Annotated in this window: 12 protein-coding genes; 3 read left to right on the top strand and 9 right to left on the bottom strand. The window is 61.6% G+C overall.

Features of this window, described 5'->3' with window-relative positions; genetic code table 11:
* Window positions 1–66: 66 nt before the first annotated feature.
* From CH305_RS28950 to CH305_RS05310, 7 genes are all read right to left on the bottom strand, one after another.
* On the bottom strand, window positions 67–1,161 hold the full coding sequence (locus tag CH305_RS28950) for a glycosyltransferase family 1 protein (RefSeq protein WP_179278197.1): 1,095 nt from the start codon (window positions 1,159–1,161) through the stop codon (window positions 67–69).
* Window positions 1,158–2,390, bottom strand: a complete 1,233-nt coding sequence (locus CH305_RS28945) for a hypothetical protein (RefSeq protein WP_179278196.1) — start codon at window positions 2,388–2,390, stop codon at window positions 1,158–1,160. Before CH305_RS28945 ends, CH305_RS28950 begins: the two co-directional genes overlap by 4 nt.
* Window positions 2,390–3,637, bottom strand: coding sequence for a glycosyltransferase family 4 protein (locus CH305_RS05330; protein WP_143545251.1), 1,248 nt, complete (start codon window positions 3,635–3,637; stop codon window positions 2,390–2,392). Before CH305_RS05330 ends, CH305_RS28945 begins: the two co-directional genes overlap by 1 nt.
* Window positions 3,634–5,004: an O-antigen ligase family protein gene (locus CH305_RS05325; protein ID WP_094703034.1), complete on the bottom strand. Its 1,371-nt coding sequence runs from the start codon at window positions 5,002–5,004 to the stop codon at window positions 3,634–3,636. The genes CH305_RS05330 and CH305_RS05325 overlap by 4 nt, the downstream gene beginning before the upstream one ends.
* Window positions 5,005–5,046: 42 nt before the next feature.
* Window positions 5,047–6,447 (bottom strand): polysaccharide biosynthesis tyrosine autokinase, encoded by a 1,401-nt coding sequence (locus tag CH305_RS05320; RefSeq protein ID WP_094608608.1) that lies wholly within the window; start codon window positions 6,445–6,447, stop codon window positions 5,047–5,049.
* 214 nt (window positions 6,448–6,661) lie between these two features.
* Entirely contained in the window at window positions 6,662–7,525 is an 864-nt protein-coding gene (locus tag CH305_RS05315) for a TylF/MycF/NovP-related O-methyltransferase (RefSeq protein ID WP_094703033.1), read from the bottom strand.
* A 52-nt stretch (window positions 7,526–7,577) separates the two neighbouring features.
* Window positions 7,578–9,728 (bottom strand): acyltransferase family protein, encoded by a 2,151-nt coding sequence (locus CH305_RS05310; protein WP_094703032.1) that lies wholly within the window; start codon window positions 9,726–9,728, stop codon window positions 7,578–7,580.
* A 324-nt stretch (window positions 9,729–10,052) separates the two neighbouring features.
* Between CH305_RS05310 and CH305_RS05305 the strand changes: the two genes are divergently transcribed.
* Together CH305_RS05305 and CH305_RS05300 are read left to right on the top strand one after the other, a co-directional pair.
* On the top strand, window positions 10,053–10,757 hold the full coding sequence (locus CH305_RS05305; protein ID WP_037173046.1) for a DapH/DapD/GlmU-related protein: 705 nt from the start codon (window positions 10,053–10,055) through the stop codon (window positions 10,755–10,757).
* On the top strand, window positions 10,754–11,695 hold the full coding sequence (locus CH305_RS05300; RefSeq protein ID WP_094703031.1) for a glycosyltransferase family 2 protein: 942 nt from the start codon (window positions 10,754–10,756) through the stop codon (window positions 11,693–11,695). Before CH305_RS05305 ends, CH305_RS05300 begins: the two co-directional genes overlap by 4 nt.
* Here the strand turns inward: CH305_RS05300 and CH305_RS05295 are convergent.
* Window positions 11,644–12,780, bottom strand: coding sequence for a glycosyltransferase (locus CH305_RS05295; RefSeq protein ID WP_094703030.1), 1,137 nt, complete (start codon window positions 12,778–12,780; stop codon window positions 11,644–11,646). The two genes, CH305_RS05300 and CH305_RS05295, sit on opposite strands and share 52 nt — an antisense overlap.
* Before the next feature lie 826 nt (window positions 12,781–13,606).
* Here CH305_RS05295 and CH305_RS05290 point away from each other — a divergent pair.
* Window positions 13,607–15,226 carry a polysaccharide biosynthesis tyrosine autokinase gene (locus CH305_RS05290; RefSeq protein WP_094703029.1) on the top strand — a complete coding sequence of 540 codons (1,620 nt, stop codon included), beginning with the start codon at window positions 13,607–13,609 and terminating at the stop codon, window positions 15,224–15,226.
* Between the two features lie 17 nt (window positions 15,227–15,243).
* Here the strand turns inward: CH305_RS05290 and CH305_RS05285 are convergent, their stop codons facing one another.
* Window positions 15,244–15,435 carry a hypothetical protein gene (locus CH305_RS05285; RefSeq protein ID WP_094703028.1) on the bottom strand — a complete coding sequence of 64 codons (192 nt, stop codon included), beginning with the start codon at window positions 15,433–15,435 and terminating at the stop codon, window positions 15,244–15,246.
* Between the last annotated feature and the right edge of the window lie 592 nt (window positions 15,436–16,027).

Genomic DNA, 16,027 nt, shown 5'->3' with positions numbered 1-16,027 from the left:
TACTGCTGCACCCCGTTGCGGCTACCAGCGTCACCACAATCGCAGCGGCAGCCAAGCGCCACCGCGTCACGACGTCAACCGCCGACGGGACTTGCCTTTCGTATCGGTCATCGCGCCACGCATGGTGTGGACCATGTGCTCCCACGACGGAAACTCGAAGTCAGACGCGAGTGGGAGTCGACCATCGGACAGGCTGAGCTTCATGGCCTGCGCCACTGCGTCGATGTCGGTGGGATCGCAGTACCGTACCGACTCACGGAGCAGCTCTCTGAAGATCGGCCGTTCGCTAACCAGCACGGGTGCGCCGAGACGCAGCGCCTCGAGCGGGGGTAGCCCGTAGCCCTCGTTCAGCGAAAGGTACACGAACAGAGCGGTGTTGCGATACAGCCACGCCAGGTGTTCGGTCTCGACGAAGCCGGTGTACCGAATCGAGCCGTCGTCGATAGCCGCGAGTACCCGCTGCTCGAGCTGGTCGGCCTTTCCGTTTGCCGGACCCACCACCACGAACGGACGGCTCGGTGAGATCGCTCCCGAGTGCACAGCAGCGGATAGCGTTGTCGCTAAGTTCTTTCGCGTATTCAACCGCCCGACGGACAGCACGAAGGAGCCGGGCCGAAGGTCGGCGGCAGGAGGTGGTGCTGGATTCGCGTCGAGCAGCGCGTGAGAAATGCCGAAGCCGGTGACGGCTGTCGGTGCCAGGCGTGGGTTGTGCTGAACGATGCGAGCCGCCTCGGTATTACTGCTGACGAACAACACGCTCGCCGCGCGTGCGGCGATCATGATGGGGGAGAGATAGATGCGCTCGATCGTGGTGAACCACTCGGGGTTGGACTGGAAGAGTGCGTCATGCACGAAGACGGCCGATTTGCCCAGCAGCGGAGAATAATTCGAACCCCACGCCATGTCGTACGGGCCGAGACGTACTCGAAGCGAAAGTTCCAGCATGTTCTTCAGCGGCTGCGTCGGCAGGTACGTGCGGATCCACCGCAGCCCCTGTCGTTCCAAGTCCGACGCTTCGTCGGGAGAGGGCCTCCTTCGGAGCGCCACTGTGAGCACATCATCTGGAAACTCGCGTCGCCACGCTGCGATTTTCTCGTGTGTGATGACGATGCCGGCGGGCGGACCGCCGAACCAGTAGTACCCGTCGAACAAGACCCTCATGACGTCTCCGCTCTGTCGCGTCGTGGCAGTACGATGAGCATCGCCACCGATCCTGCGATGCGTAGCGCGCTCAGGACTATCAGCGTCCAGACCAAACCGGTTGCACCACCGACGAATACGCCGATCGTTTGGCTCCCGACATCGATGAGCACCGAGGCCAGGCGCGCTCGGTGCGTGAAGACGGGACCGACAAAGAAACGGGTGGCCATCAGCGCCACCTCGAAAGTCTGTGCAGACAGAATCGCCAAGCCCACTGGAACCACGTACGGCAGCGCGGTGGCGGGACCGATGTCGGAGAACACCGTCGAGAGCGCCGTGTACCCCACCAGCCCGCACGCGCCGAGGCCGAGAGCCATCGCAATGTTCCACCGCACCGAGACCGCGAGAACGGCGCGCGTGCCCTGCGCACTGAGGGTGGCGAATTGCTTGAAGATCAACGGCTGGATGCTCTGGATGATGACGAACGCCGGCGCGAACACGAGCGAGTAGGCGAACCGAATACCGGCAGTGGCGGTGTCGTCCTGGATCAGATACAGCAGCAGAGTGGCGATCTGGCTTCCGAACCCGAGGTAGACGGCCTCCGCGGTGATCCGCCATGCGATGGAGAAGTGGGAAGCGGACTTGGTGGTGGAGGTCGACGTGCCGCAGAAGACGAGCCCGGACGCGAGGACGATCAGCAAGGTGCTGAACCAGATCGGCAGCAGCGCGGTGTTGTCGACACCGAGCGCAAGCGCACCGGCAGCGACCAGCGCACCAAGGGCATAGAGGGCCGCCAACAGTGCCGCGCGGGAGTAGCTGCCTCGGATGATGAGGACCTGACGCGGCAGATCGGAGATCACCATCGTCGCAACCAACGCTGCCACCGCGGCGGCATATCCCCACTCACCGCCGCGGCCGATCCATAGGAACGAGGCAATGGCGACGACGGTCGCGAAGGCAATGGTGCCCCGCCAGCTCGACCACCGGTCGATGGAGTCTTCCGGACGCACCCCGATCTTCGCCGCGTCCACTATCGGTGCATAGATCCCCCACGCCCGGGAGGTGCCCACGGCGATGAAACCCAGTGCTGCACCCACCGACAGAGATGCGAACTCGCTCACCGTCAACGACACACCGGCCGTGACGTTGAAGACGAAGAAGCCGAGGGACCACAGGCCTTGATCCAGAGTGCGGATTAGTACGCTCGCCCGAGTTACGGACGAGTTCTCCACGTCGGCACTGGTGGTCATCACGGCCGACCCGCCCGGTCGGGAAGTGCAGAATCGAACGCAAGGCCTTCGGCGTAGAGCTGCGCAGCGAGGCCGACGAACCGTTGCTTCGTCCACTGCGTCGTGCTGATGCGCTTCATGGTCGACGCGCGAACGATGGCTTCCGCCATCATGTCCCGGGTGGTGGCCGAATCGGCCGGAAGCACTACCCCGGATGTACGGGAATCCTCGAGCACAGAACTTGCTCCGGTCCGCTCGAAACACACCACCGGTAGCCCACAGGCCGCCGCTTCGCCCACGACGCCGCTCGCGCCTTCCCGTCCTGAGGGATGCATCAACACATCCGACTGGACCATCATGTCCAATACCGCTGCGCGGTCGAGCGATCCATGAAAGGTCACTCGATCCTGCACGGCAAGCGTCTTTGCGCGTCGATGCAGATACGCCCCGTGGCTCGTGCTGTCGAAGCCCACGATATGGAGGTGGGCATGCTGCAACCTGCTCGACGCCAACGCCTCGATCGCCAACTCCTGGCGCTTGCGAGTGATGAGATGCCCGACGACCAGGACTACGATGCCGTCGTGCTCGGTCCGAACAGGCCGAGTAGTCGGGAGATCGACGACGACGTTGGGGAACCGTCGGCATCGGGTATCTGTTTGTGCGACAGTCGCTTCCATCGCTCCGTTTTGTGCAAGTACCAAGTTGCATCGACGAGCGATATGTTTTGCCGGGATCGAGGCCAGCTGATCGCGCGCCGTCTGCAGAAACCATTGCCTACGTGAGGCAGGTGAGGTGGGGGAGATGGCGAACACCTCGGCGACGCCGCCCGCGCCGATCGGGCCCCAGACCTTGTAGGTGCTCGGCGACATCCTGGTGATCGGCGTCGACAGAATCTCCGAGGCAAATGTGACGTGGTGTGCATAGACAACCGAGTACGTTCGATCGATCTCGCGGATGTGTTTGACGGCCAATCGAACCCACAGTTCGTGTTCGATACGGGTGAACCGTGGATAGTGCCATCGAAAGAACGGCGGAGCCAGGGGGATCTCGACGGTGACGATCTCGAGGTGCTGCTCGAGCTCGGCGGGGATCCGCCCGGAACACGCCTGGGCCGAACGACGCATCGTCATCAAGATTACCGTCGCGTCTACCGTTCGAGCATGCTCGAGTGTGGCGATGAGGAACTGCCAGCCGATACCGGGTTCGCTGGGCATATCCGGGTGAACAGTGAAGGAGGACAGCACTATCGCGTGTCTACGGTCGTTCACGCGATCACCGACACTCGGTGCCGTCGGCGTTGCCGAGGACGGCTGGGCCCGCGGCCGTCGGTCCCGCTCGGCGGGGAGCTCGACTCCTTTCGTCGCGCCGTAACCGTAAGGGCCATGAACACCCACGGAAACGCGAACCAGATCACGTTGGTCACCGACGTGCAGATGGCCAGTGCCACGAACAGGGGGAGGGCATGCTTCTTCTGCCGCACACCGAGAATCAGGCTCACCGCGAGCACGACGAAAAAGGCGAACCCGAAGAACCCGACATCGTAGATCAGCGTCAACCACATCGAACTCAGATATGCGGCACCGACGTTGGTGGGGTCGACCGGATTGAACTGTGAGAACGAGTTGAACCCGGTCCCGATCGCTGCGCTCCAGTCACGGGTGGCGATCTGGTCGATTGCCGTGTTCCACAGTTGCAGTCGATATGCCCCGGTGCCGCTTTCGGTATCGATGACGTGGACCACCCGCCACAGGAACGTGTCCGTGTCGCCCACGCGGTAGTAGACGTCGTGTAGATACGCGAGCCCGACCGTGAAAGCCAGCAATGAGCTGACGATGGTCACCGGGTAGGTTCTCGCACTTCTGCCCATCACACAGACGGCGATGATTGCGAGCGCGATCCACGCCGCGCGCGTGGAGGTGAGGACGAGTGCGACGGGGATGGGAGCGGCCAGCAGCAGCACCCGCGGGGTCACAACGGTTCGGTCGTCTGCGAAAAAGTAGATGACACCGATCCACCCGGCACACAGGCACCCCATGATGTTGTACTCGAAGGCGAGGCCGTCGACCCGGGTACTCGGGTCGATGAGGAAGCTCAGCACACTGAAAGCCGAGATCGTCGACAGGATTGCGGTACCCGAGCGCACCACAAATCCGTGGTCGAGTGCCACCTGCGTCATGGGCACCACCACGATCAGTGCCGTGATCAACTGCACCGCCATGCGCAGGCTTGCTGCGGTGTCGGGCGCGAACAACACACTGGAGGTGAGTCCCACGGCCACTACCCCTACCGAGCCGATGATCAAGCCCACTGCGAATGGAGATCGAGTTCTGGCCCCGGGTTCGCGATCCGCGTAGGCATGAAGCGCGACGAGGAACAACGGCGTTGCGAGGTATTCGGGTCGGAGGGTGAAACCGCCGACCGTGACCTGCAGGCCGTTGGCGCACAGCGCAAAAAAGTAGATGCTCCAAGCCCACCGGATACTTCGGATCGACAGTATCGCCGCGACGGCTGCCGCTGTCACGCAGACCGCAACGATGGCCACCAACGGCGCAGCCAACGCGACGAACACCGCCGCGGCGGCGAACGCGATCAGTCCGCACAATTCTGTCGTGGACGCACTGGGTCTACCACTCATCAATCGACCACCGATATGCGGACGCACGTCCCACGAATCCGATCAGTGCCGGTTGGTGCTGATGGTCGGTGGTGTTGGAACTCGGGCCGGGGTACGGCCCGACTCGAAGTCGTATCCGTAGCGGTACTCGGACTTCTTCGACGTCGGCACCACCGACATGACGACCCCGAGAAGTGGCGCGCCGATCGTCTCCAGATTGGCCGCGGCCCTACTCACCTCGTCGCGTCGAGTGAAACCGTAGCGAGTGACCAGGATCGTGCCGTCACACTGGGTGGCCAGTGTTGCGGCATCGGTGACCGGTAGCACCGGAGGGGAATCGACCACTACGTAATCGAATGCGCGCCTGAGCTCATGCAGGAGTGATTGCGCAGCAGCGCTTCCGAGCAGCTCGCTCGGGTTGGGTGGTGCGGGCCCCGCGCCCAGCGCCCACAGATTGTTGAATGTTGTGGTCTGAATGACCTCGTCCACCGTGGCCTCGTGCGCGAGGACCGAGCTGACTCCCACCGATCCGACGATGTCGAGATACTCCGAGATTCGTGGCCTTCGCAGATCGGCGTCCACCAGAACCACCCTGTTGCCCACCTCGGCCAGAGACAGTGCCAGATTGACGGCGGTGACCGATTTGCCCTCTCCAGCAATGGAACTAGTGATCAAGAGTAGGCGTGGGGGGTTGTCGACGGCGAGAAACTTCAGATTCATGCGTAGTTCCCGGTACGCCTCGGCAACGGGGGCAGTGGACCGGCCGAAATCGATGGCTGCGGTGTCGCGCACTTTCTTGGCGTACGGGATGGTGCCCACCAACACGCTGTCGGTCAGCTCCTGTAGTTCACCGACTTTCTTCACAGTGTTGTCGAGCCTGTCCCGAACGAGAGCTCCGGCGATGCCGACCAACAGCCCGATCGTCATGCCCAGAATCACGTTGCGCAGCTTCTTCGGTGTCACCGGTGCCGTAGGGGTCTCGGCGGCTTCGGCTACGGCTACGGACGCGGACGCAGTCCCACCGTCGGCTGGTGTCTCCAACTCGCTGACGAGTGCGGGGAATTGCTCTCCGAGTGCGTTGGCGATGTCGCGGGCCCGCAGCGGGGATGTATCGAGCACCGACGCGTCCAGCAGTACCGAATTGGGTGTGGACGTTGCCTCGATCTGCGCACTGAGTGCGTCCGCGCCGATGGGCAGGGATAACTGATCGACAACCCGCTGCGCCAGTGTGCGTCCGGTAAGAAGTTCGGCGTAGGAGACGACGCGCTGCTGCGAGGCCAGATTGCTCTGATAGACGTCACTGGCGGTGATAGCGGTGGTCGAGACGAAGAAGCGAGTGGTGGCCTGATAGGCAGGTGTGGACAGAAGCGAGAACAGCACGGCCGCAGTGGTTCCGACGATCGTCGTCGCCACGATGATCAGCCATCGAGCCTTGAGCGCAGCCGCATACTCGCGAATCAACACGCGGCTACCTCCTCGGCAGGGTGGATCTGTGCGGCATCACCGGTCGTTCGAATGTCATCGTCCATCAATCTACTGGCAGGGGATGGAATTGGGGGAGTATCCACTCGACCGAAGCCGTTACGCTCGCTAGCGACGAAAGCTACTGAGGCGAAACATTCTTCGTAACGGTTTGTCGAATCGAAACCTACCGCCGATAGGTGTTGAGCGGTGCGAATTAGATCGGTGCCCGACGCCAGAATGCTCCGGAACCGTCGATGTCGACAATTTCCTCGTCGATGGAATGGGCCAGTCGATAATCGCGCACCGCCTGCCCCGCTTGCGAGGAGTGGCTGCCGTAATCGTCGATGATGCAGAACCCCCCGGGGGAGAGTTTGGGGTACAGCGATTCCAGAGCCTGAATGGTCGATTCGTACATGTCGCCGTCCAGTCGCATCAGCGCCAGCGACTCGATGGGGGCGGTGGGAAGTGTGTCCTTGAACCACCCCACGAGGAACTGCACTCTGTCGTCCAGGAGGCCGTAACGCTCGAAGTTGTGCTGCACTGTCCGCGTTCCTACCGCGAGACCGCCGAGCTCGTGATTTCTGTCCCCCGCGTCCGCCGGAAATCTGGTGGGATCAGGTTGCGGCAGACCCTCGAACGAGTCTGCGACCCAGACTGTTCTGATTTCGTCACCCCAGGCAACGAGGTTCGCCTTCATGAAGATCGATGCCCCGCCCCGCCAGACCCCGGTTTCGATGAGATCGCCGGGGACGCTCTCGGACACGACGGTGGCGATACATTCTTCGATGTTGGTCATTCGAGCCAGGCCTATCATCGACTCGGCTCGCGACGGCCAGTCCAAGCCGACGGCGCGATGGTGCTCGTCGTATGGCTTCTTTATCGCTATCTCGATGTCGAACTTCGCCGCGGCTGCGGCGAATCTACTGGCCAGGCGTTTGGTGAGTGAGGGATTGCCCTGCCACCGGACTCCACCCAACACCGAGTCGTTGTCCTCGGCGAGGGCACCGGTCAGCGACCGTTTGACGATGTTCAGATACAACCGTCGAACCTCGTTCGAGTTTGTCTGATCGCTGATCATCGGCACACACTAGCAACGAAAGAGACGGTGCGCCTTGTGATGTGCTTGCCTCTCATGCCGGCAGCAGAGCTTGTCTGACGCGCGGTATCAAGTATTCGCCGTATTGCCGGGTGATATGCCCGGTATCCCAACTGATAACGATGCCTGACACGAACAATGGGCAGTTGTTGCGATAGCAAAACCATGACCGAGTATCGACGAACCTAGCGCCGGTCTGCTGGGCAGCCGCCTCGTCGGCACTGCGCTTGGCCAGCCAATTCTCCGAGACGGTGCTGATGCAGTTGGACGGCACCGCCAACCGTCCTGCGCACTCGGTAGCAGCTTTGACGAGTGGATTCGGGGTGAGGATGACGACGGCGGCCCCGCTGGGCGCAATCCGGTCGATGATCTCCGTTCGGGCAGTAGTCCAGGCTTGCTCGGAGCCCTCGTTGCCTACCATTGCCTGGATTCCATACTCCATGTCGATCATCACCACCATGCTGGGCTGGGCGGTATTGATCTGATCGACCATCTCGTCCCGGCTCGAATTGCATCGATCCGTCGACTCCTGATCCACCCCGATGGTCACGTCGGAGGCGATGAACGGGCAGTTGTTCAGGCCCATACCGTGCACCCGGAAACCGTTGGGCACCAATGCTCCGACGATGGAAGGTAACCACGAAGCGGAGAACGAATCACCGACGACGATTGCCGACTGCGGCGCATCCGCGGCTCCGAAATTGCAGGTGTCGAGGCTGAGCTCCGGCGGGTCCAGGCACCCGGCTTCCGGTGTCATCTCGATGGGTTTGCCGCTCTCGACATCGTCCAACGGCGGGCTCGTCGCCGGAAAGGCTTTGGCAGCGAGCGATTCTCGGATGGCTGTCTCGAGTGGATCCTGAGTTTGCCCGACGGACGCCGCGGCGAGCACGGGCTCAGGGCCGTCGTCGCGTAGAACGACAGACGGCTGATTGAATAGTGCGACCAGGAGAAAGACCATCACCACACCCATGGCACCGACGAGGACCCGCTGCCCATCGTTGCTGTCGCTCGCAGGTGCCCGGTGTCCACGCCGTCGGGAACGGGGCGCAAGAAAATTCGAGTCAAGCACGGCCTTCTCGACCAGGTGGTACGACGCGATGGACAACACTACGGTGCCCGCGACGACGGATACGTAGTACGTGAGCCCGACGTTCATGACGGTCAGGAGCAGCACAACCAGCGGCCAGTGCCACAGATACAGCGAATAGGATATGGCACCGATGTATACGACGGGTCGCAGCCGAAGGGGCCTTGTCACGGCGAGGCCGGTAGACCCGATTCCTGCGGCGATCACCAGGCAGGTCGCGATCACCGGAACAGCACCGTAGGGGGCCGGGATGGTGTACGTGACCTCGAAGGTGAATTGGGCGTAGAAGATTCCGATGAGACCGGCAACGGCCATGACAGACCTCAGCCAGACGGGTATGCGATGAAAAAGGGGAGCCGTGGCGGCCAGCAGCGCCCCGGCGGCCAACTGCCAGATCCGGCTGAAAGTGGAGAAGTACGCGGCTGTCGGACTCGCTACACTCTCGTCGATGGCCCAGAGGAACGACACGGCGATGGCGATGATGGCGAATCCGGCCACGAAAGGCCTCAACGGCAGGTTCTTTCGCCACCGGGTGGCGATGAATAGCAGCGCCACCATCAGTAGCGGCCACACCACGTAGAACTGTTCTTCTACGGCAAGGGACCAGTAATGCTGCAGGGGTGAATGCGGCAGCGCCGTCTGAAAGTAGTCGGTGCCGACAGAGATGAGATGCCAGTTCATCGCGAACGCTGCCGACCACCAGGTATCGACGACGATGGACTCGAACCGGCTGGTCAGCACCAGGACGTACGACGCAGTGAGGGTGGCACCCATGACCAACAGTGCCAACGGCAGGATGCGACGGGCCCGTCGACGATAGAAGTCTGCGATGGACACCCGCCCGTAGCGCAGACCTTCTCGCAGCAGCAGACTGGTGATGAGGAACCCCGAGATGACGAAGAACATGTCGACACCGACGTATCCACCCTCGGGCCAACGGAAGACGTGGTGCGTGATGGCCAGTGTTACCGCGATCATCCGCAAACCCTGGATGTCGAGCAGGAATCCGAAATCGTTGGACTTTCCGGGTGCAGCGGCAACTTTCGGTGGTGTCACAGTGGCCGACGTGGAGTCGGCTCTCCTCTCGAGCAGAGTCATCTACGATCCCCGATGTGATTGCGCGATACCGGAATACCCGGCCGATGTCGCGAATGATAGTCCCAATCGGTGCGCATTTTCGCGGTAAGAAATCGATCCATTTCGACGAATTGACGAATACTCGTCTCATTGCCTTTTCGGTGGTCGGGTGAATGCTCCCGTATCCATCCCGGTGATTGTTTGGGGGCTCATTCTTGGCGGTCGAGAACGGTTTCCATTGCGGTGCAGTATTGTTCGCCACGCGTAACGCCCATCGATCGGGATGCCGATCGATGGGCGGGGCGCTACCGTGAGCGCATCTGTTGCGACTCGAGGGAGTGCGTCATGCTGCACACGTTGATCGACAGGATCTATTGGCGACTGCGTCACCGGCATATGCCCGACGACATTCCAGCCGGAACATTGATGAGCTTCATCCTCGATCGAGTGGCGCAAGCTCTACGAGGCCAGATTCTGGGGTTGCCGTACGTAAAAGGGCCCGCGGTGCACTTCCGTGGTCGCGGTGTCAAGGTACGTAACGCGGCCAAGCTTCACGTCGGTACCGGCGTCGTGTTCGGCGACGGAGTTGCGATCGACGCGCACTCAGCACACGGCATCACGATCGGAGATCGCACCACGGTTGGCCGCGGATCGTCGATCAACGGATCCGGAGTGATCTCGGAGCCCGGCGTGGGCGTGGTGATCGGTGAAGGCGTGGCTGTGGGAATGTACAACGTGATCTGGGGGCAGGGCGGCATCACCATCGGGGACAACGCGATGATCGGGCCCCACGTATCGATCTTCAGCGAAGACCACGAGTTTGCCGATATGTCCGTGCCGATGAACCGTCAGGGATTCATCCGTAGCCCCACGGTGATCGGCGCGGACACCTGGATCGGCGCAGGCTCCGTCGTCACCCGGGGAGTGACCATCGGTGAGGGGGCAATCGTTGGCTCCGGGTCTGTGGTCACGAAAGATGTGGCTCCGTACACGATCGTGGGAGGGGTGCCGGCCAAGCTGATCAAGGCGAGGGAGCACACTGCCGGATGAGTCGGCCGGATGTCTCCGTTCTGATCGTCACCTACAACAGTTCGCACGTTATCGGTGATTGCCTGTCGGCGTTGGGTTCGGACCACGAGGTCATCGTCTACGACAACGCCTCGTCCGACGAGACCGTGACTCTGATCGAAGAGACTTTTCCGCATTGTTCAGTGACCGCCGGGGACCGGAACCTAGGCTTTGCGGGTGGAGTGAACAAAGCCGCCGCGCAGGCCACCGGCCGAAACATCATGCTGCTCAACCCCGATGCCGTCATCTCGGCCGCAGACGTCCGGATCCTCGCCGAGACCGTTGCATCCACGCATGGCGGAATCGTTGCTCCGCTCATTCGTACCGACGATGTGCGAGTGGCCGCGGCCGGCCGGATGCCCACCGCGTGGGCGATGGCCTCGCACTACTTCGGGCTCTCCAGGCTTGCCCGTGGCAGACGCGGATTGCAGGGCCACTACCTGCTGCCGTCCGACATCGGTGACGATCTCGTGGCCGTCGACTGGGTCACCGGTGCCTGTCTGATGGTCGACGCCGAGACCTGGCGTCGAGTCGGCGGACTGAGTGAACGCTGGTTCATGTACGCCGAGGACATCGAGTTCTGTTGGCGGGTAGGCCGCAGTGGTGGCGCGGTACTGATTCAGCCTCGAGCCCAGGCACGACACCTGGTGGGCAGCAGCAACAGCAACACCACGACCGAGACCAACTCCGCCTGGGTGCTCAACCTCTACGAGTTCTACCGCGCCGACCTGGCCCGGTCAGGACTGCAGCGGTTGTGGTGGGGCCTGGTGGTGGGTACCGGTCTCGCGTTTCGGGCACTGGTGTTCCAGGTGCAATCTCTGCGAAATCCCGCTGGTGGATATCGTCGTTCGGCCCGTGAATTCGCACATCACTCCCGCGCGATCTTCGGTTCGCTGACTACTTCGTCCGATGGCAGATGACTGCGTAACGCGCTGTCGTAATCGGCGCAGACCCGCTCCCACGTGTAGAGGTCGTGAGCGCGTTGGGTCGAGATGTTGCTGAACTTCTGCTGTAGTTCGGAGTCGTTGAGCAAGGTTTCGATACCGGCGGCGATGCTGTGCGGCGTCGGTTCGACGAAAAGTGCTCCTTCGCCGAGAACTTCGCGGTTGTAGACGGTGTCTCGAGCCACCACCGGTGCTCCGCAGGCCATGGCCTGCACCAGGGCAGGATTGGTGCCGCCCACACTGTGGCCGTGAAAATATGCACCGGCGTTCTCCCACAGTGAGTACAAGATGTCATCGTCGCTGAGATGCCCGTACCACCGCACGTTGGGCTTCTCCGCCGCGAGCGCGGCCACGCGGTTGTCGAATTCGCCGCCGTATCCGGATGAACCGACGATGACCACATTCCAACGGTCGCTGAGCTTCTCGGCCGCATCGAGAAAGGCAGTGATCGTGTTCTCGGGTACGAATCGCGCGACCATCAGCACATACTTACGTCGACCGAGCCCCTCGGGTGGGTCATCTCCGGTTCGAGGGTCACCACCGTACGGAATGAACACCCCCGTTCGGCCGGAGAGTTCCTCCCATCGAGCGCCCAATTCGCGGGAGTCGTAGATCAGAGTAGTCGCATGCTGCGCAGTCGCGCGGCCGCCGATGGCGAAGATCGTTTTCGCGATCCGCCCCCATTTCTCGCGTTCCCACTCGATACCGTCGACGTTGACCAACGTAGGAATGTTGCGGAGACGAAGGAACGGTAACCAGAAGCCGTTCGCAACGTTCATCACGAGTGCCACATCGGGTTTCGTTACCATTGCGTGAAGCGAGGACGTGGCACCGTAGGTGAGTGTGCTCGCGGATTTGCTGTCGAAACCGGGTGTGACGACCGACCGCACCCGCGGATCCATGTCTGTTGGATTGGAGCTCAGCGCAGCATGCCTGCCGTAGACCACCACGTTCCACCCGTGATCTGCCAGGTAGGGCGCGAGATGTCGAACCAGAGTCTCGAAACCACCGTAGAAACTCGGATATCCACGCGTTCCGATAATTGCAACCGTACGAGACATGAGTGGCCCCCACCGGAAAGTGATGCGCTGTGCGCTCGTCGACCTCCGTGCACGATCGATAAATGCGTTGTCGAACGCGATGTTATACAACAACTACCCTGTTGGCCCAGTAAGTAAATTATGTGAATAGTTCGGAGCACAAACGGTTTTCGGAAAAAGTCAGGACTTCATGAAATCGGACGTCGATGCAGGCTTGGGTCAGTAATATGCGCATAGACTCCGGGCAAGTCCCTGAATGCGAGGCTTCAGCAAATGGGTCGGTTTGTTACGGTCTCCGGTAAGTTTCGTGAAGTACCGATGCAGGGATGGCGCGAAGAGCGTGGGGTTCGCGACGAGTGAGCGTTTTGTGCCGAGGGCCAAGGCGTCGGCCGCGCCGATCGGCCCAGATCTGCGACTCACGCCGCGAGTGGTTCCGGAGTCGGGCTGCTGATCGGCACCGCACGGGCGTGTTGACCTCATCGTTCTGTCGTACCGCTGACCGGGTCGCTGTTCACGGTCGACCAAGTGCTCGAGGCGGACGGGTGTCGAGGATCACTTTAAGTGACGCGATGGGTGTGTTCTTGTCTATCGTCGCTGCACAGGCAAGCGTGATCGTAATGGGGAAACGGAGCCGAACAGCAAAGTTCGCGCGCGTGAATTGGGCTCGATTGCCCCGGTGATACGTCACAACGGGGAATTAGCTTAGTTGTGAACGCATATCGAACGAATGAATTGACGCGCGTCAACCCCGAGCTCATCCGGTGCACGGAAAGCAGCCAGCTATGTAACGATTGAGCCACGCAGTGACACGTTGCGAGCTGTACGAAACGAACGAGGAGCGCGAAGCATGGAGATACAGGATTATCTGAGAATCCTGAAGGCGCGATGGATCATCATCGCCGTCACCGTGGTCGTAGCGATCCTTGGGGCCCTGGGCGCGTCCTTGCTGACGACTCCGCTCTACGAGTCCAGCGCACGGATGTTCGTCTCCACGTCCGGTGGAACATCGGTTAACGAGGCATATCAGGGCAACCTGTTCTCTCAGCAACGTGTCGCTTCCTACTCCGAGTTGGTCACCAGCGAAGCGTTAGCCGCTCGAGTCCTCGACGTTCTCCCGCTCGGACTGACGCCGTCGCAGTTGGCTGCGAAGGTGAAGGCGTCGTCGACTCCCGATACCGTGCTGTTCGATATCACCGTCACCGATGCGTCGCCGGCGATTGCGCGCGACATTGCCAATGCAATGGCAACTGAGCTGACCAACCAGGTGCGCGAGCTCGAAACCCCTGAGGATGGGGGAACCCCGTCGGCCGGGGTGAAGACCTTCCAGCAGGCCGATGCGTCGTCGACGCCGGTCAGCCCCAAGACCAAGCGCAACCTCGCCTTGGGTGCCGCGGTGGGCCTGCTCCTCGGCATCGCACTGGCGGTGCTGCGTGACCGTCTGGACAACACGATCAAGAATCGTCGTGAGATCGAGTCGATCTCCGGCAAGGCACTGGTCGGCACCATCCCGTTCGACAAGGAACGCAAGGCGCATCCGGCCGTCGATTTCCAAGACCTCACCCAATCGGCCAGCGCCGAGGCATTCCGTGAGCTCCGCACCAACCTGCAATTCCTCGAAGTCGATCATCCGCCGCGCGTCATCGTTGTCACCAGTGCAATCCCGAGCGAGGGTAAGACGACCACTGCACTGAATTTGGCGATCTCGCTCGCCGAAGCCGGCCACCACGTCGTTCTCGTCGAGGGCGATCTGCGTCGTCCTCGCATCTCGAAGTACATGGGCCTCATCGGTTCGGTCGGTCTGAGCACCGTGCTTGCAGGGCAGGCGAAAGTGGACGAGGTGCTTCAGCCGACCCAGTACGAGGGTCTGCAAGCCATGGCGTCCGGTCCGATCCCGCCGAACCCGTCCGAGCTACTGGGTTCGGAAGCGTCTCGCGCCTTGCTGGTGGAACTGCGCTCCAAGTTCGACTACGTCATTGTCGATGGTGCGCCGTTGTTGCCGGTGACCGACTCGGCCGTCCTGACCACCCATGCCGATGGTGCCCTCTTGGTCACCCGCTACGGGCATACCAAGAGCAACGAATTGTCCAGGTCCATCGGCAATTTGGAAACAATCGGAGCGCACGTCCTCGGTGTGGTGCTGGCATTGACGCCCTCGAAGAAGGGCGACATGTACAGCTACTCGTACAACTACACCGCCGATACCAACCTGCCTAAGCAGGTGACACCGCCGGTCCCTGCGCCGGCACCTCAGGCACCCGTTGCCCCACTTACGCCGGTGTCCCCTCCCACTCCCGCACTGGTGCCTGCTCCGCCGACACGACAGACATCCCCTCGGTCTGCTTCCGCGTCTCCTGCTGCCGGCCCGCGTACAGCAGAGGCAACCCGGGAACCCGAGACCCACCCTCGATCCCAGCGGCCGGAGACTCTGCCCAGAAACGGCACTGAAAACCCGAGACTGCGTAAGTAGCCAGCGGCGGGCCGGACTCACTTCGATCGTGAGGAGTCCGGCTTCGGCCGTCCGCTCGTGCCGATGACAATTCCTGCGAGGGTCATCGCCGCAAGAATGACTGGTGTCTCGACGTGAGGAACCTGCGCGGCGATGGCGATCGCGAAGAGTATTTGAACAACGGCGGTGAGCTTGTCGTTGATGCTTGGTTCGGGCTTCTTTTTGCTCATGAGCAACTCCTGACTGGTCGAATGCTGAACTGACAAGCCGAAGCTACACCCTCATGGCAACGCCAAAATGCCTGCGTGGCAGGGCATTTAGGTTCTTATGCCCCGTTTCGTGGGGCCATAATTGGTGTTATGGGCGGGTGTTGAAACAGGTGGCCGCCACGTCCTGAACCCCTGGTGCGGGCGCTCGAACTCGAGTCCCCGCCGGTACGGACGGGCGCCAATTCGTCGTCGAGCTATCTATTTCGTCGATCGATGAGTGCCCGATAGCGGGGCATAAGATGTGTCGAATACCTGCGATGCAGCCGTCGAAGGAGTCGTCCTGCGGAGTACTTCCGGGTTGGAAAATCATCCAACTGAATGACGGTCCGCACAGAATCCCGGCCGTGGCCCGTGGTTTCGAGGAGCAACGGGTCGCGCTAGAACCGACCCTCGTATTCGGTGAGGACGAACAGCGCAACTGCGGCAAGTATGAGCACCGCCAACATGATCCAAAGGACTGGATGTGTCTGTTCTGGGGGCCGTATCTCGTCACTACGTCTTTTTCCGATCACGGAACGAAACTTTAGGTCAGTCTTCGGGCAACTGCACTACC

Source organism: Rhodococcus sp. 15-649-2-2 (assembly GCF_002258645.1).
In the GTDB taxonomy this organism is placed as follows: domain Bacteria; phylum Actinomycetota; class Actinomycetes; order Mycobacteriales; family Mycobacteriaceae; genus Rhodococcoides.
Note: the sequence above shows the minus strand (reverse complement) of the source record. Positions and strands in the feature narration are given on the sequence as shown.

Coding starts and splice junctions, on each gene's coding strand:
- CH305_RS28950 (WP_179278197.1), bottom strand. CDS start 1,161: ATGAGGGTCTTGTTCGACGGGTACTACTGGTTCGGCGGTCCGCCCGCC.
- CH305_RS28945 (WP_179278196.1), bottom strand. CDS start 2,390: ATGACCACCAGTGCCGACGTGGAGAACTCGTCCGTAACTCGGGCGAGC.
- CH305_RS05325 (WP_094703034.1), bottom strand. CDS start 5,004: ATGAGTGGTAGACCCAGTGCGTCCACGACAGAATTGTGCGGACTGATC.
- CH305_RS05315 (WP_094703033.1), bottom strand. CDS start 7,525: ATGATCAGCGATCAGACAAACTCGAACGAGGTTCGACGGTTGTATCTG.
- CH305_RS05310 (WP_094703032.1), bottom strand. CDS start 9,728: ATGACTCTGCTCGAGAGGAGAGCCGACTCCACGTCGGCCACTGTGACA.
- CH305_RS05305 (WP_037173046.1), top strand. CDS start 10,053: ATGCTGCACACGTTGATCGACAGGATCTATTGGCGACTGCGTCACCGG.
- CH305_RS05300 (WP_094703031.1), top strand. CDS start 10,754: ATGAGTCGGCCGGATGTCTCCGTTCTGATCGTCACCTACAACAGTTCG.
- CH305_RS05295 (WP_094703030.1), bottom strand. CDS start 12,780: ATGTCTCGTACGGTTGCAATTATCGGAACGCGTGGATATCCGAGTTTC.
- CH305_RS05290 (WP_094703029.1), top strand. CDS start 13,607: ATGGAGATACAGGATTATCTGAGAATCCTGAAGGCGCGATGGATCATC.
- CH305_RS05285 (WP_094703028.1), bottom strand. CDS start 15,435: ATGAGCAAAAAGAAGCCCGAACCAAGCATCAACGACAAGCTCACCGCC.